At 28.0% G+C, this 22442-nt stretch carries 28 protein-coding genes; all 28 read right to left on the minus strand.

Going from position 1 to position 22442, the window contains the following annotated elements; genetic code table 11:
- The coding region (locus BM335_RS15175; protein ID WP_317041047.1) for a helix-turn-helix domain-containing protein at positions 1–242 on the minus strand (242 nt) is incomplete at its 3' end.
- Positions 243–448: 206 nt separating this feature from the next.
- Positions 449–964, minus strand: a complete 516-nt coding sequence (locus BM335_RS15180; protein ID WP_090230616.1) for a DUF922 domain-containing protein — start codon at positions 962–964, stop codon at positions 449–451.
- Positions 965–1161: 197 nt separating this feature from the next.
- Positions 1162–1656, minus strand: coding sequence for a hypothetical protein (locus tag BM335_RS15185; RefSeq protein WP_090230618.1), 495 nt, complete (start codon positions 1654–1656; stop codon positions 1162–1164).
- Between the two features lie 176 nt (positions 1657–1832).
- Entirely contained in the window at positions 1833–2375 is a 543-nt protein-coding gene (locus BM335_RS15190) for a hypothetical protein (RefSeq protein WP_143102439.1), read from the minus strand.
- A gap of 157 nt (positions 2376–2532) precedes the next feature.
- Positions 2533–2856, minus strand: a complete 324-nt coding sequence (locus BM335_RS15195; RefSeq protein ID WP_090230626.1) for a type II toxin-antitoxin system PemK/MazF family toxin — start codon at positions 2854–2856, stop codon at positions 2533–2535.
- A complete protein-coding gene (locus BM335_RS15200; RefSeq protein ID WP_090230631.1) occupies positions 2847–3092 on the minus strand; it encodes an AbrB/MazE/SpoVT family DNA-binding domain-containing protein in 246 nt (81 codons plus the stop codon). Before BM335_RS15200 ends, BM335_RS15195 begins: the two co-directional genes overlap by 10 nt.
- 189 nt (positions 3093–3281) lie before the next feature.
- Positions 3282–4199, minus strand: a complete 918-nt coding sequence (locus BM335_RS15205) for a hypothetical protein (RefSeq protein ID WP_090230634.1) — start codon at positions 4197–4199, stop codon at positions 3282–3284.
- Between the two features lie 158 nt (positions 4200–4357).
- Positions 4358–5020, minus strand: a complete 663-nt coding sequence (locus BM335_RS15210) for a hypothetical protein (protein WP_143102440.1) — start codon at positions 5018–5020, stop codon at positions 4358–4360.
- A 149-nt stretch (positions 5021–5169) separates the two neighbouring features.
- A complete protein-coding gene (locus BM335_RS15215; RefSeq protein ID WP_090230642.1) occupies positions 5170–6045 on the minus strand; it encodes a hypothetical protein in 876 nt (291 codons plus the stop codon).
- Positions 6046–6295: 250 nt separating this feature from the next.
- Entirely contained in the window at positions 6296–6604 is a 309-nt protein-coding gene (locus BM335_RS15220; RefSeq protein ID WP_090230646.1) for a hypothetical protein, read from the minus strand.
- Between the two features lie 136 nt (positions 6605–6740).
- Positions 6741–7430: a hypothetical protein gene (locus BM335_RS15225; protein WP_090230650.1), complete on the minus strand. Its 690-nt coding sequence runs from the start codon at positions 7428–7430 to the stop codon at positions 6741–6743.
- Positions 7431–7590: 160 nt separating this feature from the next.
- Positions 7591–8337, minus strand: coding sequence for a hypothetical protein (locus BM335_RS15230; protein ID WP_177219230.1), 747 nt, complete (start codon positions 8335–8337; stop codon positions 7591–7593).
- Between the two features lie 649 nt (positions 8338–8986).
- A complete protein-coding gene (locus BM335_RS15235; protein ID WP_090230657.1) occupies positions 8987–9778 on the minus strand; it encodes a hypothetical protein in 792 nt (263 codons plus the stop codon).
- A 683-nt stretch (positions 9779–10461) separates the two neighbouring features.
- Positions 10462–11001 carry a YcxB family protein gene (locus BM335_RS15240; RefSeq protein WP_090230660.1) on the minus strand — a complete coding sequence of 180 codons (540 nt, stop codon included), beginning with the start codon at positions 10999–11001 and terminating at the stop codon, positions 10462–10464.
- Positions 11002–11128: 127 nt separating this feature from the next.
- A complete protein-coding gene (locus BM335_RS15245) occupies positions 11129–11536 on the minus strand; it encodes a hypothetical protein (RefSeq protein WP_090230667.1) in 408 nt (135 codons plus the stop codon).
- Positions 11533–11829: a hypothetical protein gene (locus tag BM335_RS15250; protein WP_090230671.1), complete on the minus strand. Its 297-nt coding sequence runs from the start codon at positions 11827–11829 to the stop codon at positions 11533–11535. Before BM335_RS15250 ends, BM335_RS15245 begins: the two co-directional genes overlap by 4 nt.
- Before the next feature lie 448 nt (positions 11830–12277).
- A complete protein-coding gene (locus BM335_RS15795; protein WP_177219231.1) occupies positions 12278–12454 on the minus strand; it encodes a hypothetical protein in 177 nt (58 codons plus the stop codon).
- Positions 12455–12789: 335 nt separating this feature from the next.
- Positions 12790–13227, minus strand: coding sequence for a hypothetical protein (locus BM335_RS15260; protein WP_143102442.1), 438 nt, complete (start codon positions 13225–13227; stop codon positions 12790–12792).
- A 188-nt stretch (positions 13228–13415) separates the two neighbouring features.
- A complete protein-coding gene (locus BM335_RS15265; RefSeq protein WP_090230687.1) occupies positions 13416–14081 on the minus strand; it encodes a hypothetical protein in 666 nt (221 codons plus the stop codon).
- 768 nt (positions 14082–14849) lie between these two features.
- Positions 14850–15686 (minus strand): PGN_0703 family putative restriction endonuclease, encoded by an 837-nt coding sequence (locus tag BM335_RS15270; protein ID WP_090230692.1) that lies wholly within the window; start codon positions 15684–15686, stop codon positions 14850–14852.
- Between the two features lie 166 nt (positions 15687–15852).
- The gene (locus BM335_RS15275; protein WP_143102443.1) at positions 15853–16098 is read right to left on the minus strand and encodes a hypothetical protein; all 246 of its coding nucleotides are present in this window, start codon (positions 16096–16098) and stop codon (positions 15853–15855) included.
- 44 nt (positions 16099–16142) lie between these two features.
- On the minus strand, positions 16143–16595 hold the full coding sequence (locus tag BM335_RS15280; RefSeq protein ID WP_090230701.1) for a hypothetical protein: 453 nt from the start codon (positions 16593–16595) through the stop codon (positions 16143–16145).
- A gap of 161 nt (positions 16596–16756) precedes the next feature.
- Complete coding sequence (locus BM335_RS15285) at positions 16757–17479, minus strand: LEM-3-like GIY-YIG domain-containing protein (RefSeq protein ID WP_090230705.1); 723 nt, start codon at positions 17477–17479, stop codon at positions 16757–16759.
- Between the two features lie 655 nt (positions 17480–18134).
- Entirely contained in the window at positions 18135–19310 is a 1176-nt protein-coding gene (locus BM335_RS15290; RefSeq protein WP_090230709.1) for a hypothetical protein, read from the minus strand.
- Between the two features lie 163 nt (positions 19311–19473).
- A complete protein-coding gene (locus BM335_RS15295) occupies positions 19474–19839 on the minus strand; it encodes a hypothetical protein (RefSeq protein WP_090230713.1) in 366 nt (121 codons plus the stop codon).
- A gap of 422 nt (positions 19840–20261) precedes the next feature.
- A complete protein-coding gene (locus tag BM335_RS15300) occupies positions 20262–20981 on the minus strand; it encodes a hypothetical protein (protein ID WP_090230717.1) in 720 nt (239 codons plus the stop codon).
- Positions 20982–21017: 36 nt separating this feature from the next.
- The gene (locus BM335_RS15305) at positions 21018–21770 is read right to left on the minus strand and encodes an SH3 domain-containing protein (RefSeq protein ID WP_143102444.1); all 753 of its coding nucleotides are present in this window, start codon (positions 21768–21770) and stop codon (positions 21018–21020) included.
- Positions 21771–21925: 155 nt separating this feature from the next.
- Entirely contained in the window at positions 21926–22426 is a 501-nt protein-coding gene (locus tag BM335_RS15310) for a hypothetical protein (protein WP_090230726.1), read from the minus strand.
- Positions 22427–22442 lie beyond the last annotated feature (16 nt).

A 22442-nucleotide genomic window follows, 5' to 3' on the forward strand; every position in this document is an offset into this window, starting at 1 on the left:
TCAATACGTTCGCGTAGTTTTTTAAGTTCATTATTTTTACCCATAGAAGTAGATTTTTGTTTAAAATTACTCAATTTTTTCATCCAATAGGTAATAGAACTTCGAGAAATTTGATATTTTTTGGAGGCATAGTTGACAGAAATTTGTCCATTAATAATTTCGTCAATGATAGAAAGTTTGAGGTCAAAACTAATTTTTTGATACTCTTTTTTTCGACAGGTTGAATTTTGTTGTGTATTCATAAGTTACTAAAAGTGTTTAATTTTTAGTCAACCTATTTTAGGACGAGAGTTCTTTTCAGCTTGCACACAACGGTTTTTGGTATGTTTTGTTGCGAGAAAATCCGGTAGGATTTTCAGCCTAGTAACAAAGTTAATAAAATTGCGATGATTTCCGTTAGGAAATCAGCCTAGCAATAAAATATACCAGTTGTTGCAAGTAGTTGTTTTTATCTGTACTCATTTAGTTTATTTATTTCACTTCTAATTTTATCAAACCATTTCTGATTCATTGCCTTTTCTCTTCCATGACTTGTTTCATAATCATATTGTTGTTGCATTATTCTGCATTCTTTCCATAATCTACTGTAGCAATTTGAATAAATATCAAATTTTGATTCGTTATCATTTTGCATTTTTATAAACTCCTTTCTCATTTTTCGAGCAAATAGTTCAGCTATGTCAAAATGTAATTGCTCGTGTTCTAATAAATCATCTGTATTTTCAATATACCAAGAGTGATATTTATAAAAATTAGCTTTTACTGTAAGATTTCTAAAGTTCTGAATTCTGTCATTCTCATCTACAACAACATTTGATGGAACAATTTCAATTTTATAACTTGTTAAGGCATCTCCAACTGAATCATTTTCATCGGGTTTATCAAGAAAATCAGACCAAGTTAATTTTTGATTTTCATCCCACTCAATAATCGAATCTTTGTTAATAATATTTCCATGAGACATTTTACAACTAAGAATCAATAGAAGTAGTAATATTATCGTTTTATTCATCTTTTCTACAATTACTTGCAACGGGATTTTATATGATTTGTGCGACTGGAAAATCGGAGATTTTTCGGTTGTAGCAAATCGTTAGTTGAATGTTTGTCGTTTGTACTAAATCAAATTTAAGCATAAATTATATGAGGTGTTAGCCAAAGTTATTTTCTCTTGAAATAAATTATCATTCCGATTATAAAATATAATGAAATTCCAAGATAAATTGAAATCCAATAATAATTCGGGTTCTCTTTTAAGAAATCATAATATTGATTTGAGTTTTCGAAATAATTATCTGACCGTAATTTGTCGTTTATCATTGGCTCAATAAATTGTAATAATTGTCCAATTACAAGCATTAAAAATGAAATTTTGAATAGTTTCAATAATTTAATCTTACCTCTCTGAATGACTTTTATTAGGTAAATAACTCCTAAAACATATGTTAAGAAATTCATCATTTCTCCAAATATTTCAGTCAGATTGGGACTTATACTTAAATTGAAGAATATATCTTTCAGAGTTATCTCAAATAGATAAGCAAAACTCCCAATTCCTAACCAAAAAAACATTCCAATTCCTATAAGTAGAGTTTTATCATTCGTAGATAAATTTCTCAAGCTACTCTCATTTTTGGGTTCAATTATTTTTTCCATTTTTCAGTTTTGCAATTTTTCTGTCCTTATTTTGGCTAACGGTTAGAGTATGGAAAGTTGCGAGTTAAACATTTCAATTTTCCGATGTTTAAAATTAATAAAATTAGAAATGAAAAATAAAGTATTTAACGGAATTAAGCAATTTTTTATACGCATTGTTGGCAAAAGGTTTTTTATCAATCAGTTTTGGATTTATCTGTCTTTTTCTGAAAAACAAAAGTACTATCTGACTTTATATCTTTCAATTCTGACTTATTCTGTATGGTTTTTTGTTCTGTTGTTGTGGATTTATCGGTTGTGTCATTTTTAGTCCAGTCATATAATGTTTTTAATCCACCAATAAAAGCTAAAATAGTCGTTGGAATAAATAAATAATGTTTAAGTTTTGCGTTTTTTAAACTAAAAAAAGTATTGTTTTTATGAGATTTTTCTTTTTCAAGTTCTTTAAAAACTCTTTCAAAACCACCTTGTTTTATAAAATAACTCGTATTGCCATTTTTATAAATGCAAGTGTTATAAATATCTTTTGTGTTTTCATATTCAACGTCAATGCAATCATAATCATTTAATATTTTAACATAATATTCAAAATCTAATTGACTTAATTCTTTAAATCCTAAAATGTCTTTTATGTCAGTAATAACATACGCATCATCAAAATTCACACTCTCAATAATCTTATTAAGATGTTTAATGTCTTCTTGTTTAAATTCTGTCATTTTATCAGACTTTTTGCCAACGGGTTTGAGCATGAAAAGTTGCGGGTTTGAAAACGCAATTTTCCGATGTTTAAATTTAATATATTTCTATTTTAGAAACATTCTATTTTACTGAATTAAGCAATTTTTTATGCGCGGTGTTGGCATTTAGTACTTTTCAATCAACGAAAGTTTCTTTTATAATCTCTTTACATTTTTTTATTTCCGATTTTGTCAATTTATCAAATACTTTAACAATTCTCTTTTTATCTATACTCCGAATTTGGTCAATCGTAATCATACCTTTTTTCCCATTGTGTTCAACTGGAATTCTTGTAGGGTAATTTTTCATATTCGTTGTCATTGGAGCAACCACAATTGTATTCAAATATTTGTTCATTTCATTCGGTGAAATAATCACACAAGGTCGAGTTTTTTTTATCTCACTTCCAACTGTTGGATCGAGATTCACGAGAACAATAACATACTGTTTTAATTCCATTCGTCAAGATTTTCATCGTCAAACACATCATTCATTAATAATCTGTCGTCATTATTTAATCTCATTTTTTCAAACTCTACTTCCCAGTCTTTTCTAGGTTTTTCAATTGGTCGAAGTATGATTTGTCCTTTTTCAAGAATCAATTCAACTTTTTCCTTAATATTGTATTTTTCCAAAATAGTCTTGCTTAAGCGAAGTCCTTTTGAATTTCCGATTTTGATAATAGATGTTTCCATAATTTCGTTTTGTTATTACAAAGTTATTACATTTTATTCAATAATCAAAATTCGTACCGTATTAATGCCAACGTGATTTTATATGATTTGTGCGACTGGAAAATCGGAGATTTTTCGGTTGTAGCAAATCGCTTGTTGAATGTTTTTCGTTTGTATTAGTTCAAATTTAAGCATAAATTATATGAGGTGTTAGCCACAGTTACTCCTAATTTCTTTATCAACTAAAATTAGCATTAATCCTTCTAATGTATATCTCCTATAAAATTTCATATAAGCCATAAATGATATATATGAAAGGAACATTATTCCTAAATTTATCAAGATTATTTTAAGGTCAATTTTATTCTCAATATTCAATGTATTTAAACTTAGAATAAAATAATACCAAGATGTAATTATAAAAATTAAAACTAAATTTCTCAGAAATCCATAAATAGCAACATAGTTAACCATTCGGAATTGATGTTCTTTGCAATTCTCAAAGGAGTAGTGAGTAACAATTCTATGAAAGTCATATTTTTTCAAATCATTCTCAGATATATTATTTTCAGTTGATAATCCTAAGGAATTAATTAACAAAACAACTTTTTCTTTTATAACTTTTGTTAAATAAGGATCTAGGCCTTTTTGATAGAAATTCTTAAAATGCAATTTTTGTCCAAAAACGAAATCAATTATTACAAAAGGAAATAATAAAATAGTTAAGAAAATTCTTCCAATATTTTTAGTCCTTCTTTTCTTTCTGTTTTCAGATTTTTCATAAATTTCAATACTTTCATTGTAATCTTCAGGTTCATTTTTTACAACCCAAAAAGATTTCTTTACATATCCTAAAATATATTTAGATGGATAACCATATTTCCAATTTCCATATTTCTCAATAGTTATTGAAGATAGAAAACTTAAAATATGTCCTAAAGCATATGAAATAATAATAAAAAATAAAATTTCTTGAAATTTATAATCAGATATTGATGTAAAAACTTCACTCAATTTAAATTCGGTTTTATTACCTAATTTCTCAATAATAAGGGAAATATAAATTAGTGTTGAGCCTGGAATTAAATATCCTAAAAAGTCATAAATTGAAAAAGGATTTTGTTTCATAGAATTTTTTTATCTTATTGTGGCTAACGAGTTTTTATATGATTTGTGTGCCTAAAAATCGGAGATTTTTCGGTGGTAGCAAATCGTTAGTTGAATGTTTGTCGTTTGTATTAGTTCAAATTTAAGCATAAATTATATAAGGTGTTGGCTAAAGTTTTTTACTTTATTACCTTTTTGTAAATCAATCCATTTTTTTCATATGGATGATATGGATGACTTTCTGAAGTTTTAAAATAGCTATCTCGGATTTCTATTAACTCATATTTTATAATTTCACTCGATATAATTTTTGGGGTCCATTGCGATAGGAATATAATAATTTCTTTATCAGAATCCATTTTTAGATTTATCGATAATGTTTCATATCCAATAAACCAAATTTTATAAGTATTTTCACTTGTGTTTTTTGGCTCAATTATTTCAAGATTACCAAATTTATCTGCCGAAAAGGTAGATAATGAATCCTTTCCTACATATGTAAAAGGTAATTCTATTTTATTGGAATCAAAAAAATGAAAATTAAGTTTTATTGAATCATTAGATTTAGTTTGAATACTTTTAATTTCTATAATACTTTGATAAACTTTTTCTGCTTTATCAAATATTAAAATTAATTCTTTATTAACTAATTGATATTTTCCAGCACCAATATAACTATCTCCGAGGTCGCCTCCAGAATTATATTCAAATCGTCTATTCTCTAAAAAATTCACACAAGAATAATTATCATCAAATGAATGACAATACTTTCCTGATAAACTTTCTTGGGAAAATATCAGAGATTGAAATAGTATTAAATTTATCAAAAGAATCTTTTTCATAATTTTAGCCAACGTTGTTGTGTATGATTTCGTTGCGTGTTTAAGCACTAAAGTTAGTAAATAAATCACAGATAGAAAGTCCGCGAGGACTTTCGTAAGTAGGCTATAACTAGCAATGAATTATACACGGTGTTGTGCTTAGTATTTTATTATTCTAATCCAAATAGGTCGCCTTCACCTCTTTCAAGAGCTTCCATAATAGCCCTTTCATAATTTACAGGGTCAGAATCATTATCTTTATTATCCATATCATAAGTAGTTTCAAATTCGTCTTCATAAATTTTTATTGATTCCGCCTCGTATTTATCTAAATCTCCCATAAATGTAACTAATAATGGACTATTTATAATTATTTTCAATAATTGGTCTTTTGTGAAATTGTTTCTATTATGATTTAATTCATTATTTTTTGTTAAGATATATTCAAAAAATACAACATAACACTTGTTTAGGTATTCTTTAAATATATCAGATATCAGTTGGTAATAATTACTGTTTCGATACCTCAATCTAGAAATTTCAGATAATGAATTACTATAAATACGATATAACTTTTTGGAAGGCTTAAATCTCTTTTTGTCATACATAAGCCTAAAAACATCTCTATATTTTCTGTTAATTTCTCCCATAGAGTGTCTAATAATATATCTAATCCTTCTTTTGTTTTCTGCTGATGTTGGCTTTATTTTATTTGTTATTATTTTTTCATTAAAATTGAATTTTAATGAATTAGAGACTATTTCTATTTGTAATTTTTCATCAACTGCTCTTTTCTGTTCAACTAATTTTTTTGCTTCTTGAATTGAAATGCCCTTTTCTTTAGAAATGTGTAAATAAATCAGTTGATTAGCTTCTTCTCGAATTTTTTTTGAATCAGTATCAAATTTTTCTTTAGCCAATTTTTTGACAGCATTGTCATAGGAAATATCATTCGCCTCTGAAAAACTGACTATTTCTTCTTGATTTGATTGTTCAAATTCAGTTACGTATTTATCCCAATAATTTATTTCTACTTTTTTTTTCATTAGGCTAATATTAAGCACAACGGGCTTTTATATGATTTGTGCGACTGGAAAATCGGAGATTTTTCGGTTGTAGCAAATCGTTTGTTGAATGTTTGTCGTTTGTACTAGTTCAAATTTAAGTATAAATTATATGAGTTGTTGTGTGTAGTTTTTTCAATCTGTGAATGTTCATATTCTATAAAATTCTGAATATTTAGAATCCTTTATCTTTAATTTAATCTAAGTAACTTTAAAATAATCAATGTTAGAATCATTTCTTAGGAATAAAAAACTCAACTTTTCCACACTCAGAGCAATGATATAAATCGAAAGATTCTCTGTTCTGTAATAATTCAAATATATTTCCAAATAATCCAGTTCTAGCACCTTCTAAAAATTTGAAATTACCAGATTTTTCCATTGGAATATTACATCTTAAACAGTCAATTTTTCTTTCAATATTCTGTTCAGTAAAATCTTGAATTTCAACAACTTCTTTATCTGGAAAGCTATAATTACATTTCCAACATAATTCAAAATGATCATCAACTTCTGATTTGCAATTCGGGCAATTTTTCATAGTTTATTTTTTTTCATATTACACACAACGTGTTTTTATAAGATTTGTGCGACTGGAAAATCGGAGATTTTTCGGTTGTAGCAAATCGTTAGTTGAATGCTTGTCGTTTGTACTAGTTCAAATTTAAGCATAAATTTTATGAGTTGTTAGCAACAGTTTTTAATTTATCGACTAATTCAGTAATTGTCATTTTTTGGATAATATTTTTTGGGTTTGCACCTAAAATATCATAGTCATCTAATCTTAAAACTAGTTTGTCAGATTGCTTGTCTAAACTCAAGTGAGAAACATTTTGTACTAATGTAGTTAGTTTTAAATCGAATCGTTTTTCTAAAGTTACAATTTCGTTTTTAATTGTTAATTTAAAATCTAAATAATCAATAAAACGTTTAAATCCATTGAGGATTTTAAATCCTAAAATACCTAAACTAATTTGGAATATATTCATTACAAGGCTAAAAAGATTAAATTCATTTTCTGTGAAAAAGGAACCAATCAGAGAAATAAAACCAAGAAGTCCGATAAATGAAAGTATAAAACCTAATATAATCGAAATTAAATCGATTATTATAGCTTTTCTAGTCCGTGTAATTTCAATCGATTCTTCATTATCTTTCATTTCAAATCCAATATCACTAAGGTAATTCATTGATTTTATATCAGAAATTTTATCAGTTATTGATGAATTTAAGTCATGTAAATTATCAATTAAATCACGATTGATTAGCTCTTTCTGTAATTCAATTTGGGCTGGAAAAGTTAGAGATTTATATCTGTCAAGAAGCCTTAATAATTCATTGTTGGTATTGTCTTTGTATCTATTCATTTTCTGTTGTTATTGTTGCTAACGGTTTAGAGCATGAAAAGTTGCGAGTTTGAAAACGCAATTTTCCGCTGTTTAAAATTATGTTTTTTATTTGTTTTAAATATCATACTCGTTTGACTTTAGCAATTTTTTATGCGCATTGTTGGCAATAGTTTTTTTATCATTCATATTTTCCGTACCAATTCCATTCTTTTCTATCATTTCTTGGATTAGAAAAATTATATTTTCCATAATTCGCAGAGTCTTTTTTATAAACTCTAAAAAATCTCATTTTAGGATAAACACTCAATTTATCTTTGACAGAGTCAATAACTTTTTGTGTAACTCTTTCATCTATTACAAGATTGTAATGAGTGTTAAACTCATTAATAGAAAAGAATTCCAAATTCTCTAATACTTTCTTTTCTTGATATGTTAATTCAGTTTTAACCTTTAATTTGTTATTTTTGAATCCAATGTAAATATCAAATCCTTTTTTTTCGGAATCAATTTGAGTTATTTCAAAATCAGCTTTTGGTAAGTTAATTTCTAAATCAATTTCTTTCAAATAATGTTTCCAATAGTCTTTAACCTTTAATAAATAAAATTCTTTACGATAATCATCTAAGTTTTCAAATGTGTATAAAGTGTCTTTATTTCTACTTATTCGATAATTCAATACCAATTCTTTTCGATGATGATTTTTTGTTCTATTTAAGAATGTAATATAAATTTTAGAAGAATCTGCTTTCCATTCTCCAACTTCTTTTTCGAAGTAGTTGTAAGTAATAATCGAATCTTGCTTAAATGTTATGTCACTCATAAAATCCAAAGGAAAATTATTCCAATTTCCTATGAGTTCTTTTTCATATTCGTTTCTCGAACAACTTGTTAAAATAATCAGGAATATTATTATAATCTTTTTCATCGTAATTATTGCCAACGATTTTTTATAAGATTTGTGCGACTGGAAAATCGGAGATTTTTCGGTTGAAGCAAATCGCTTGTTGACTGTTTGTCGTTTGTACTAAATCAAATTTAAGCATAAATTTTATGAGTTGTTGGCTAATTTAGCGAAACGTTATGCTGATAATTGAATTTTAGTACTTTCCGAGATTTGTCATTCTTGTTTTTATAAAAATCCTTGTATTTTTTGTTTTTAATTTATCGTTTTACTTGTTTTTACGTTCTGCAATTTTTCTACGTGTCAATTCTAAAAAATCCGATTCAATGCTCAAATCCGTTCTGATTTTAAATTTCTCCGTTTCATTGAGGTTTTTGCGATTCAACTCTCAAATTGGTAGAGTAGAAGTGAACTCAAATTTATCATTTTTGTTTAACTTGTCATTGAACTAATTTTAATCAAAATCATTTTCTCATTTAAACTTAATTTAATCTGTCTTATTTCTGACCGTAAAAATTCATCCGAGCTATTTTAGCCAACGGTCTCGTATAACCGTCAGTTACGGATTAATATGCGTTAATTTTCGGTTTGGCACTGACTTTAGCAATTCCGAGTGGATTCGGACGTAGTCGAATCCGCCGTAATTGCGGTTATACATTGTTAGCAACAGTTTTTATTCGTAATATTCATATTGATAATCTTCTTCTCGTCTTAAAATTCCGTTTTTGTCTTTAGAAACTACTTTCGTTAATAGTCCGTTTGAATATTCATAAAATGTATTAAATATTAAATTTCCACTATTATCTGTTTTCGTAGTTTTTATAATTTGTCCGATATCATTTCTGTCATATCTGAATATAATTGAATCCATATTTTGATAGACAAATTCTCCGTTTTTGTATTTATATTTTAATTTTTTATCTGCGGAATAACCAAAAACAAAATCTCCTTTTTTCTTGTAATAATTTTTAAGTTCATTTTCTGTGGTTTTGACCTTAAATATTCGGTTTTTCCGATAAATATAAATTAGACATTCTTCAAGAAGAAATTCGGTTGCATTTGTGCTTTTATAATAATCACAGCTCTTAATTAGTTTATTGTCCGAATCGTATTCATATTCAGTTAAATCTTGGTCTTTCTCGTCTAACCAAGTCCATTCTGTTCTTACAGTTTGATGATTGTCATTGTACTTATATTTCACGTCCCAACCGTCAGTAGAATCTGAATCATAGAACTCACGTTCTCTAATAATATCTCCATTTGTAGCAAAATCTTGGATTAACTCGATATATTCTTCTTTTAATTTTCCGTTATCAAATTCCTTCGTTAACACTTTTAAGGATTTTACTTTTAGTTTACTGTATAATTCGTGGTAAGAATTATCTAAATCATAAAAATCCTTCTCTTGTCCAAATGAAAAAAGTGGAATAAAAAACAGTAATATTAATTTAAGCGATGAGTTCATTTAAATTGTTGCTAACGGTTTAGTATGAACCAAAGTTGCGTTTGGTTTTTACAATTTTTCGATGTTAAATATAACATTTTAAGAATTAAGAATTGTTCTAATTTAGTGAAATAAGCAATTTTGGTTATACAATGTTAGCCACATTAGGGCAACACCAAACTTTGGGCAAAAACGTACCTTATTTATTTTCACCAAAACCAACCGAGACAGAATGCCAGCGATACGTTTTTAAACAAACATTTCAATTTTGATAAATCGAATCACATTTAAAATACAAAACCAACTATCTTGCATTTAGGTTGGTAGTTTAAGATTTTCATTTGCGCCTTTTTTGGATAAGAACGAGGCAGAACGCAACCGAAAACTTGCTTTAAACGACTCATTTATCAATGTAGATTTCAGTTTCTTAAAAAACTAAAACTATCTAGCGTTTAGTTCCCAAAAAAGGATCAAATCTATCCGATTAAATTTAAAGAACGTATTTATAATTTGTTAAACAATTCGTTCATAATGAACTACTTAATTCGTCTTGACCTATTGTTGCTAACGGTCTAGTATAACCGTCAGTTACGGGTTTATATGCGTTAATTTTCGGTTTAGCACTGACGTTAGCAATTCCGAGTGGATTCGGACGTAGTCGAATCCGCCGTAATTGCGGTTATACATTGTTGGCATTAGTACTTTTATTTCCATTCCCAATTTAATTCATTTACGTATTCTAAATTTATATCAGAAAACAAACTTTTAAATTTTTCTTGGTCGGATATTGCTCGTTTCGGAATAATTAAGGATAACTCAGATTTGAGTCTTAGAAAAAAGTAGTCTTTTAATTCAATCAACTTGTCAAATTCCGAATCCTGTATTTTCGTTTGAGTTCCAAAATCAGAGGTCTCTATAAAATCAGCGTCTTTGTCAAAGTTCAGCGTTGCTGTTTTTCCGATTCTATTTTTATAATTCTCTTTTATATGTTTTTCAAAGTGTTTTTTGTATTTCCATTTAGAGTATAAAGGATAAAACAAAAACCATAAAACTGCAAATGCAAAGAAGGCAATTGCAAGTTCAGTTTTCTTTATGAACAAAATAAATAATCCAAGAACAATGTAAATTATTGGTACAACAATTCTTGACTTATTACGGTTCTTTTTATGCAGTTCAGATTTAGAAGAAACATAAAGTTGATATTCCAAAAAATCCGAGAAGTTCAATGTGTATTCTAATTTCATTTCGTATTAATGCCAACGGTTTTGTATAAGATTAGTTGCGTGTTTTAAGCACTGAAGTTAGCAAATAAATCACTGATAGAAAGTCCGCGAGGACTTTCGTAAGTAAGCTTTAACCAAGCAATTAATTTTATACGGTGTTGTGTGCAGGCTTTTTCTTTTTCCATATTTTTCTAATATTCAGACTAATTATTATCAAAATCAAATAGTCAATAATTAAGCTTACTATTAAAAAGATGTATTGATAATTCAAATCAATTATATCTCCTAAATTTCCATTAACATATTCGCTAATTAGCCAAGTTGGGGCAATTCCTTTTGCATAATATGCTATAAAATAATTCCAAGAGAAACTTTGTAAACCAGCAATTTTTGAAGTCGGTCCAGGTAGAGTCAGATAAAGAATTAGAAAAAACAGAATTTCAATTACTAAAAGTAAAATCAGCGATTTTTTAGTTTGATTAAGTCCAATAAAATTCTGATTTGGGTTTTTGAATCCAAATATTATCCAAGGAATTAATAATAGTATTGAAATCATCCTTCTTTAGTCCATTTTTTTGTTGACGACTTATAAATTTTGGATTCTCCTACACTCAATCCATACCAAACTATATATGTCGTATTCGTTTCCATTTGATAAAAAGCAGGACTATCCATTTTTTCAGTCAATCCAAGTTCAGATACATTTTTTGGCAGTCGGTTATTTGTTTTCTTAAATGTCTCAACTTTCGCAATAAGCATTTCAGCGTATTCTTGTCGGTCATTTTTAAATTCGCAACTGTAAAGTCCAATGAACAAAACTATGGTCAATATTTTTATTGTCGATTTCATTTTTTTTCAGCTTGCACACAACGAGTTTTTATATGATTTGTGCGACTGGAAAATCGGAGATTTTTCGGTTGAAGCAAATCGCTTGTTGAATGTTTGTCGGTTCGTATTTAGTTTAAATGTAAGCATGAATTATGCGCGGTGTTGCTAGTTGTTGCTTTTTAGTCATTCTTGTTAAATTAATAAATTCCGTTTCTCTTACTAAAAATATACATTCTAATTAAGAATAAAAACATTCCACTATAACCAATTATCGCAAATATTTTATCAAATTTATTGTCAAAAATCTTGAGGTCAAAAAGATGAATAAAAATGCAAATTATTCCAATCCAATAAATAATCTTTAAAAATAAAGGTTCATCTTTCGCAAAGTTATTTTTAGTCATTATTTCTTAAATTTAAGATTTTCAATTCGGTTCATTGAGCTTTTACGTTTCAATATTTAATCTGTTTATTTTTTAAATTTTGTTTTTCCTAAAATTAATAATGAAATTCCAATAGCTGTAATTACTCCAGCAATTGTGTCTAAATTCTCATTTTCATTAATCAGCGCATAAACACTCGCAATTACTGCAATAATAATTCCTGCAATTTGTGCTTTATTCAATTCTTTTATAAAATTTATCATAGTCAATTTGTCTAAATTTTAAATAATTTCAAATTATCTTGGATTATTCCAACCATTTAAAAATTCTCCGAAAGCAAAATCTAAGAATACAATTAATATTATAATAGAGAAGATTATTCGGATAGTTTTATAAGTTTTTTTATTGTCTTTTTTCATATTGTAATTTATTGAATCTGAGTTTCGTCCGCAATTACTAGCAACGGTGTAAGCTATGATTTCGGCGTGGAAAATGTCGGAGACTTTTCCGCTGTAGAAATCAAGCTGGTTAAAAATACAACAAACTTTTTATTAAGCGAAAAGCCACGCTGAATTATAGGTATTGTTGGCAAATCGTTTTATTCTTGAGATAATTCTAAATAATATATTTTAGCACTTTCCTCTAATTCTTCATCAAAACTATCGTCAAATTTAAAGCTATTCAATCTCCATTCATTATTCGGTTTGTAAAATTGAAATGTTAGTCGTAGAAATTGTCTGTCAAATTTTAGAAAATATGAATATAAAATGAATGAATCTCCAATTTGTTTTTTTGTCAAAAACTCATATCCATAATATTCTCCAACTAAATCATTGTCAAATCTAGCTAATTGAGTTTTTATATTATTGATAGCATCTTTAACTCTAATAGTCCAAGGGTTTGTTGCATACATTTCCTCAACAGCTAATTCTGCGCCTTTATTTTTATAATTGTCAAAGAATTTCTCAATAATGGACTCTGGAGTATTTTGTGAATTTGCAGAAAGTGATATAGTCATAATGACTAATAGGCTCATTAGTAATTTGTTTTTCATATTATTTTTAATTTATCTGTTTTTATGTTTGCCAACGTGATTTTATATGATTTGTGCGACTGGAAAATCGGAGATTTTTCGGTTGTAGCAAATCGTTAGTTGAATGTTTGTCGTTAATGTTAGTTCAAATTTAAGCATAAATTATATAAGGTGTTGGTTACAGTTTTTTCTTATCTGTTTTCTATTATGTCTTTCTCAGTTTTGACAATAACTTTTTTTAATAATCCCGACTTTTTATCAATTGTCAATTCTCGGACTTGTCTAAAGTTAATCAAATATTCTCCTTGATTAATTGCATTATTATCATATCCATAATCTTCTTTTAGTTTGTAAGTCAAAGGATTTATCTGTTCACATTTAATGTTCCAAAAATCTTCTCCGTCTCCACCAAATAGATATAAAATAAAACTTGATACAGGAGTTAATTCAGGTTTTTTAAAAGTAAAAACGTGTAATGAAGTTTTATAATCATATAAATCAGTGAAAATTATCGATAGAATTTCTTCATTTTCATACAACTTAGTTAGTGGTTTAATTATATCTGCTCTTTCAAATTGTAGACTGTCGATTTTTTCTAAATCAAAAATCCATTTATCCGTTTTTCGATCAACTACATTTTCGCTAAAATCTGAATTTTCAAATATTGAATAAAGATTATTGAAATCTAATTCAAGTGTTTTCAGATTGCGTAATTCATTTTTTAATGAATCATTATTTTTAGTAAATTCTGATGAAGATTTATCTTTTTCAAGTATTGTGACATTCGGTTTTTTATCAGTCAAATTGCAATTGACAAATAGGAAAGCTAATAATATTACTAAAATTATTTTTTTCATCGTAATTGTAACCAACGGTTTAGTATAACCAAAGTTGTGATTTGGTTAGCAATTTTTTTCGTTTGATAAATTTAATAAAATAAAAGTTTAGAAACGTTCTATTTTATAAAATTAAACAATTTTGGTTATACATTGTTGCTTGTAGCGGCTTTTAATTCTGGTGCTAAAAAATCGTACTGTAATTATTATAAAATTTTGAATTATTCTATTTTTTTAAATTTGTCTTAAATACTTTTTTCAATTCAAAGCTCAATTCGGTTCAATTTCTTAAGATCTAGAATTTTTAGGTTTACAATAATTTGTCTTAAAAACTTTTTCCGATTCGTTGCTCAATTCTATTTTGATTCTTAAAATCTGAAATTTTTCGGTTTATGATATTTTGTCTTAAAAACTTTTTCCAATTCCATTGCTTAATTCCGGCATTTTGCTAAAACTTTCCGTTTCAATGATTTTTTCCGATTTTATTGCTCAATTTTTCCGTTCCAATTTTTAAATCATAAATACTCAAATTTGTCAAATAGAGTAGAAGTGATTTTAGAACTTTATTTTTTCATAAATATTTTTTTTCGTGTCTTAGTTAGTTCAACTTTTTCCAGCTTAAAATACTAGAATTAAGGACTTCAGAGTGAAGTCCGCCGTTACTAGCAACGTGTTTGTATATGGTTTGTTGCGTGGTTTAGCACGTAATTTAGCAAATAAAAACCGAATAGAAAATCCGCGAGGATTTTCGTAAGTAGACGAGAACCAAGCAATAAATTATATACGGTGTTACCTGTAGGGCTTTATTCTGTACTTTTCATCAAATTCAATTATTTGTGTTTTCAGTTTTTTTGAATCTTTAATTTCTTTTTCCGAAAAATCATATAGTTCCTCCCAAGTTAAATCAATAACGTGATTTTGAAATTCCTTTTTGATTAAATTGAATTTAGCAAATTTTGACTCCTTCGAAATTCTCTTATTATCTTTTGGATATAACAAAACCACATACGAATCTTTTGAAATATGAATCAAATTTCTCAATAATTGATAGTTGGTTAGAAAACTATCTTGGTCAGAAAAATTTTCATTGATATTTGAACATTTTTGAGAGTATTCTGATTTGTATTTTTCTTTATGATTTGTGTCTTTCTTTGCTTTTCCAAAAGCATATTCTGTATATTTTATTTCAAAGTAAATATTTTTACCTTTTTTTGTCTTGAAATAGAAGTCAAAACTTGTTCGTCTCCCTTTTTTCTCAATATTTGATTCCTTTTCGAAACAAGCAGTTTCATAATCCACTGAATCATTACTTAATCCAATAATATCTAAAATTACCTCAAGCTTTCTTTCTATAAAAAGAGGAAAAAAGAAATTTATGCACATAGCTTGTGACGAATTCAAATGATGGAAAAATTTATGATAACTAATTTGAGATAATTCAGATTCATAAAATAATTTACGATATGGTTCAAGTATATTTAACTTAACAACATTATCCTTTTTCGGTAGAATGTGATTAAATCTATAAATCGTATCTTTTCTTTTCCAAACACCTTTATCTAAATGCCCCAATTTTTTCAATCTGTAATCAGATAAATGTTGTTTTATATCATCTTTGTAACTCATATCGATTTCGTTTCACGCCTTACAGGTAACGGTTTTTGGTATGTTTTGTAGCGTGTTTTAAGCAACTAATTTAGTAAATATTTACCGACCAAGAAAATCCGAGAGGATTTTCGTAAGTGTGCTAAAGCCAAGCTATAAAATATACCAGTTGTTGCCCACAGTTTTTTTAGTTTAATTCATCATACAATATTATCGAAAATATTAAAACAATCAGTATTCCTAAAATGTTTAAAGTTTTCTTGTTTTTAATAATTAATCTAAATATAAAATCAATTCCGAGTCCAATAAAACCAATTGTTATTAATCCAACCATATAAACAATTCCCCAACCTTCAGAATGTGATAAAATTTTCCAATTATAGACAGAATAAAGAAAACAACAAATTATGTAAATAATGAAATATTCTCTCATAATTGTAGTTTTTCGTAAATACTCAATCATAGTTGAATTTATTTTTATCCTCTAAAAAATCCGATTATTATTGTCATTATTCCTCTAAATAAATTAGTTTTCAAGCTTTTCGGTTTTTCCTCATTTGGGTCTTTTAACCAAAATCCACAAACATTACAGATTATCTCATCTTTATACGTTGCTTTTCCTATCATTCCGTCATAAGTTGCAATTTTATCACTCAATCCGAATCCAGAAGATGTATTTGTCAATTCAACTTTGTCGTTCCTAATTTTATCAGAATAACATCTTGGACATCTTTCTTTTCCATCAGCTAATTTTGATTTAGGATTATTCTTAATTAGTTGTTCAATTCTGTATTTGGTTAAACCTCTTTTAAATAGAATTTTTTCAATATTTTCTTGAGAATTTTTCAAATATGTGTTTAGCTTGAATTTAGCAAAAAAAGCTAATTCATAATCGTCAAAATCAGAAAGAAAATTTTTTATTTTACTCATTTTTCGTAATTGTGGGCAACGTTTTTGTATATGGTTTGTTGCGTGGTAAAGCACGTAATTTAGCAAATAAAAACCGAATAGAAAATCCGCGAGGATTTTCGTAAGTAGGCTAGAACTAGCAATAAATTATATACGGTGTTACCTTTAGTTATTTTTTCCTTTTATAGTCTATATTTTATTGGATTTGCTGCACCTTTTTTCTTTGTGTGAGCTAATGATTTATTTATATATTTTTCTCTTATTTCAGGTTTTGCAACTATTCCATTAAAACCCCAACGATTCTTTCTTTTATTGTTTGGTGTTTCAATTTCGTACCATTCTTGAATTTCAAATACTTCTATAACGATTCCACAATATTCAGAAAGTGCATATTTTGTCGTTTTCCTTTTTTGTTCTCCAATAACCCAAGCTTGTTTAGTTGATTCGTAAATTTCGTTACTTGAATTTCCTCTCACGTATTTTTTGTTGATGTTTATTATAATTACTGGGTCAGTCAATTCAGTCAGCGGTTTAGCATTATGAATTCGGACAATTTCATCAGCAGTCATAAGTCCTTTTCCACTTGAGTGATGTCCTAAAACTAAATTTGAAAATTCAAACCCAAATTTATTCCCAAAATCAATTATTGAAGCTTCAATTTCAAACGCTTCTTTTTCCGTTAATCCGTGTCTAATAATTATATGTTCAACTTCAAATCCGCTATCTATAATTTCTCGAATTGTGTCAAGTTTTAAATTCGAAAAGTCATCTTTAATTGCACAGTTTTGATGATTAAAAACTCTATTCCCAATTCCTTTTCCGATGTAAAAAGGTTTGTTGTCACTCGGATTTATTAATGCGTAAACATAGAAATCAAGTTTTTCAATAGTTAGTTGGTCAAACATTCAGCGGTTTTTTTGGGTAATTAAAGGTAACGGTTTTGGACATAAAAAGTTGCGAGTTTGAAACGCAATTTTTCTTTGGTTAAATTTAATATTATTTTGTTTTATAAACTTTCTTTTTTACAGAAATAAGCAATTTTTTATGTGCGTTGTTGTGTAATGTGGTTTTGATTAGTAATTAATCTTTCAAAGTGTTAATCAATCCGCGCCTACTTTCAAGTCTGAAATTGCTCAAAAATCCATTCATTTTTCTATTATGTTTCAATTTTTCTAAAATCATTTTCCGTTTCAATTGTCAATCCATTCTATTGAAAATCAATCCGTTTCAATTGTCAATCCAACTTTATGCGAATCAATCCGTTTCAACATTCAAATCCGAGTCAATTTTAATTCAATCCACACCAACATTCAAATCGAATAAATTAAAATTCTCACTATATCGCACGGTTCATTCCGGCTCTAACATCTTAACTCAATAAAACTCAAATTAAGGACATCTGTATGATGTCCGCCATATTACACAACGGTTAGTATATGAAAAGTAGGCGATTTCGAAGCACTAAACTTTCGGTTAAGGACATAGTTTGATACGAGCCAAATGCCTTGATTTTATTACTGTTTCGCCTATTTTTTATATACATTGTTGTAAGCTGGCTTTTTAAAATGGCAAATCTTTGTCTTCGGAAATATCTATTGGCATCCAAGGATATTTATCAGTATCAGTCATAAAATCCCTTGAGGCATAATTTAAGGAACCCCAAAATTCAACAGGTGTATCTTCCGTTAATTCAGTGTCAAATTGATGAGCTTTTAAGGAATGATATTGTTCTCCTTTGTCAAAATAGCAACTAACAACTTCAATTAGTTTTCCTCTTGCTAAGTTGTCCTCTTTTATAAGAGCCAATTCTTTAGTTATTTCTAATAGAATTTTTTCAAGTTCGGACTTTATTTTTGAATGATTATCGGCTAATGTTTTTCTGCTAAATGTTAATGAAATTAATTTTTCAATTTTTCCATTTTCTGGTTTTTCAACATAAGCACTTGGTCTTTTTTCTGTACAGGAAATGATATACTTTGAAAAATTCGGATAGTTAATTAACAAATTATCGGTCTTTAAATTTGCAGTTCTTACAGTATAACCAAGCCAACTATCCTCTTCATTTAATTTTGGTGGCTTAAATTCTATAAAGAGCTTTATCCATTCTTCATTTTTACTTTGTTTGAAACTTATTTCAATATCAGGTATTCCAATAGTAATTAATTCTTTGTACCAATCTTCATCAGTATTTGTTGGTACTATATCTGGGCAAGAAATATAATCTTTAATTGTTTTTTCGATTAAAGATAATGTGTGATTAGAATTTTGCTTTACTAATTCAATGTCTCCCTTTTTTAAAGGTCTGAAATGAGCCAAAGAATTCCTTACGTTTCCGATTTCGTCAAGTTTGTTCTTTATTATTTCCCTTGAACCCGGAAAATATTTTTTAAATAATTTCCAATATGAATCTGAAGTTATTATTCTAATTAATTCACCACTTGTTAGATGCAAAAGAGGACTTGTGATTACGTAGCCTAAATAAGCGTAATTTTTGTCTTGAGATAATCTTTTTTTGGCAATCGCACCAATAGTAGAATTTTCATCATCATCAGAAGTTACCGATAAATCCTTCCATTTGTCTTTATATTCGTTTTTTAAAATTATATAAACAAACATCCTTAACAAATTCTCAACTCGAAACAAAATATTTAAAGCTTCGAAATATTCAATTTTCAACCAATGACCTGGTAAATCATAAATATTGTTTTCTGTATTTTTTGCTTCTTTCCAATTCATTAGTTTCTTGTTTTTTCAGCTTGCTTACAACGTGTTTGTGTATGGCTCGTTGCGGGAAATCAGCTATGATTTTCCGCCGTAAACCAAAGATAGCAAATTGCAATGAATTCCGATTAGGAATTCAGCCGCAATGAGCTATACACGTTGTTACCACACGTTTTTATTATTCCACTTGATATTTGTAGGGATTCTCAAATTCAGTTTTTCCATCGTGATATATTAAAAATTCCGCTTTATTTTCTTTAAAATCTAAAGTCTCAATTTTATTAATTCCAGTTACGCAAGAGTTATTTCCAACGTATTTCTGTTTGTCTAAAATTCCGAATGTCGATTCAGTAATTACTAAACTTTCTCCGCAAGCCAAAAATCCGCCAACACGAACTTCAACGTTATGATTGTCATTCATTTCAAATTTTGCAATTGGTGGCTCAAAAGGAAGTGCAATTAAATAAAAAAATGCAATTGGCATTTCCCAGATTAGGCTTAAAATTCCGAAAACAAACATTGGTATTGTTAAAATTCCGCTCAAGATTTTATTCCGAGTATTTTTTGTCAATCCAAAAAGTAAGATTGTTGACAGGACAAAAGTCAATCCGATTATTGAGGTCGTATATTCTCCTTTCAGTCGAAATTCAAAGACTAAAAGTATAGCACAGATTACAGTTCCGATTAACGAGTAGAAAGCTATTTTTTTAATAGCCTTTTCCAATTTCGGAAAGTCAGATTTTGTCAAAATCAGCACTAAACTAATTCCTAAAGCGATTGCTATTAAAGTTAAGAATATCGTCATTTCTCAAATGTGTGGTAACGTGTTTGTATAACTAAAGTTGTGATTTGTTTTGCAATTTTTTCGTTTGATAAATTTAATAAAATTAGTATTAATAAACATTCTATTTTACGAGAAAAAACAATTTTGGTTATACATTGTTGCCAACTGGCTTTTATTCTGATTTATATTTTTTTCCATTCCTTTATTGGAATCGGATCGTATTTTATTTTTTTTACGATATGTGTGAACTCTCTCAAAGTTTGTTCTAATTCTTGTATAGAATTAAATTTCTCTTTTTTTGTATTTATCATTTTTGAAAATCCAAAATAACTTATGTCGATATTATTAGATTTTAATTCTTTAAATTTTTCTGTGAATTCCGAATTGTTCAAGTTTGTATAACCGTAAATTTGAAATTCCGCAATTTTCGGATTCATTATATCAATATCGAAAATTAATTCACAATCGTTTATTTTGGCAAATTGAACATAGTCAATCAAACTATTATGATTTGGTTTAATTGTTTTTCTAGTAAATCCGATATTTTTTAACTCAGAGTATGGTTTATTATTCAGTATCTGCTCTTTGTATTTTCTTTTTCTAAACCAATCGGAAATCCACGCGGAAAGTACAAACAAAGGTAGAACGATTAATGTTAGTGAGTAAATAATAAAAATCCAATTTACAGTTATTTCAGAATGAAAGAAGTACAAAAAAATTGAGAATCCACTAGTCAGAATTCCGCTCATCCATAGATAGCTTTTTGTGAGAAATTTTCTATTTAATTCTAAAAGTTCGTTCATTTCGGCTTGTTGGCAACGGTTTGAATATGGTGCGTTTGGCATTTCAACGCTCAAATCTTTCAATTTACGACAATGTTTATTAATAGCTACTAACTTCATTTTTAACACTATTTGCCAAATGCACTATATTTTTTGTTATGGGCTGGCTTTTTTTCGTTCTTTTTTGATTCGTTCTATTAGTTCATTATATTCTTTGCTATCTGAATTTCCGTCTTCATCAACTTCAAAGTGATTCATAAGTCCCCATTCTATATGGTCAAGAATCAATTCTTTCTGTTCTTTGTCAATGATTTTGTTAAGTCGTTCTAAGACCAAGTCAGGGTTACAGATGAAGCAGTCTCCAATAGAAAATGAAGGCATTTCATTTGCAGAACCTTTGTCTGCCCACATTGTAGCAAAAAACTTGTCAATTATTTCAATGTCACTGGTTGAACAGAAATATTCTGGAATTACTTGCAGTATCGGGTCGTATTTAGTGTCGTTGTAACTCTCTAATTCTTTTACGGTTGTTCGGTAAGCAAGACTGTCTTTTGCTTTCCAAGCAGCTCTGAAATTGTCAGCTAAAGTTCTCTGTCTATCGAGCACTTTAATTATGATTTCTTTGCGTGATTTACTGTCAAGTTTCTTTACTTCTTGAATTCTGCTTTTATGAATAAAGCCTTCAATTTGTCTACCCTTCCAAGCTGTTACCTTTGCCCAGTCTGAGTTTCCGTCAGTTTTGAAGTAGAAAAAGTCTTCATTAAACAAGGTATCTATTACTTCAAAATCTGTTCCTGGTCCAAGTCGAACATTTGTAAATCCGTCTGAGTCATTAATAATTGCAGGTCCATTCTGTGCAAATAAAGACAAAGAACAGAAAGTCAAAAGAGTTAATATGTAATATTTCATAATCGTCATTTTAGCTTGCCCATAACGAGTTTTTATATGATTTGTGCGACTGGAAAATCGGAGATTTTTCGGACGTAGCAAATCGTTTGTTGAATGTTTGTCGTTTTGTAATAGTTCAAATTTAAGCATAAATTATATGAGGTGTTGTAATGTGTTTATTTTCTTTCCGTTTGTATCTCAGTCAATGCTTGAATTGCCTCAGGAACCAATTTTTGACTTAATCGACTCTCAATTTCCTTATCTGACAATTTCTCAAATTTTTGCTTGAATCTGTCTTTTAGTGCGTTTTCATTAATTTTATTCTCGCTTTCAGTTTTCTCAAATACTCGTTTCAAATCAGCTCTGTAGATATATAAATAAATTACAAAAACTAAAAATGGTTGAAGTTGAAATTCAAGTCCAAATCCATAAATTGTCGTAATTGCTGATGTAAATCCGATTATACTTATCATTCCAGCGATTAAAACCAGTCCAAGTAAATATTTATAAATCGTTCTATTAATAAAGAATAATATAGTACAAATCAATATTAATGAAATTCCAATATATTGTCTATATGTGAAAATATAATTAGTCGTAAAATATTGAAATATTGAAAATATTCCGATTAAATCAAGGATTCCAATTGGGATAAATTCTTTAAAATCTTTTTTCATAATTTTTCTTTTCGCA

Origin of the sequence: Lutibacter maritimus, assembly GCF_900116115.1 — a bacterium.
In the GTDB taxonomy this organism is placed as follows: Bacteria; Bacteroidota; Bacteroidia; order Flavobacteriales; family Flavobacteriaceae; genus Lutibacter; species Lutibacter maritimus.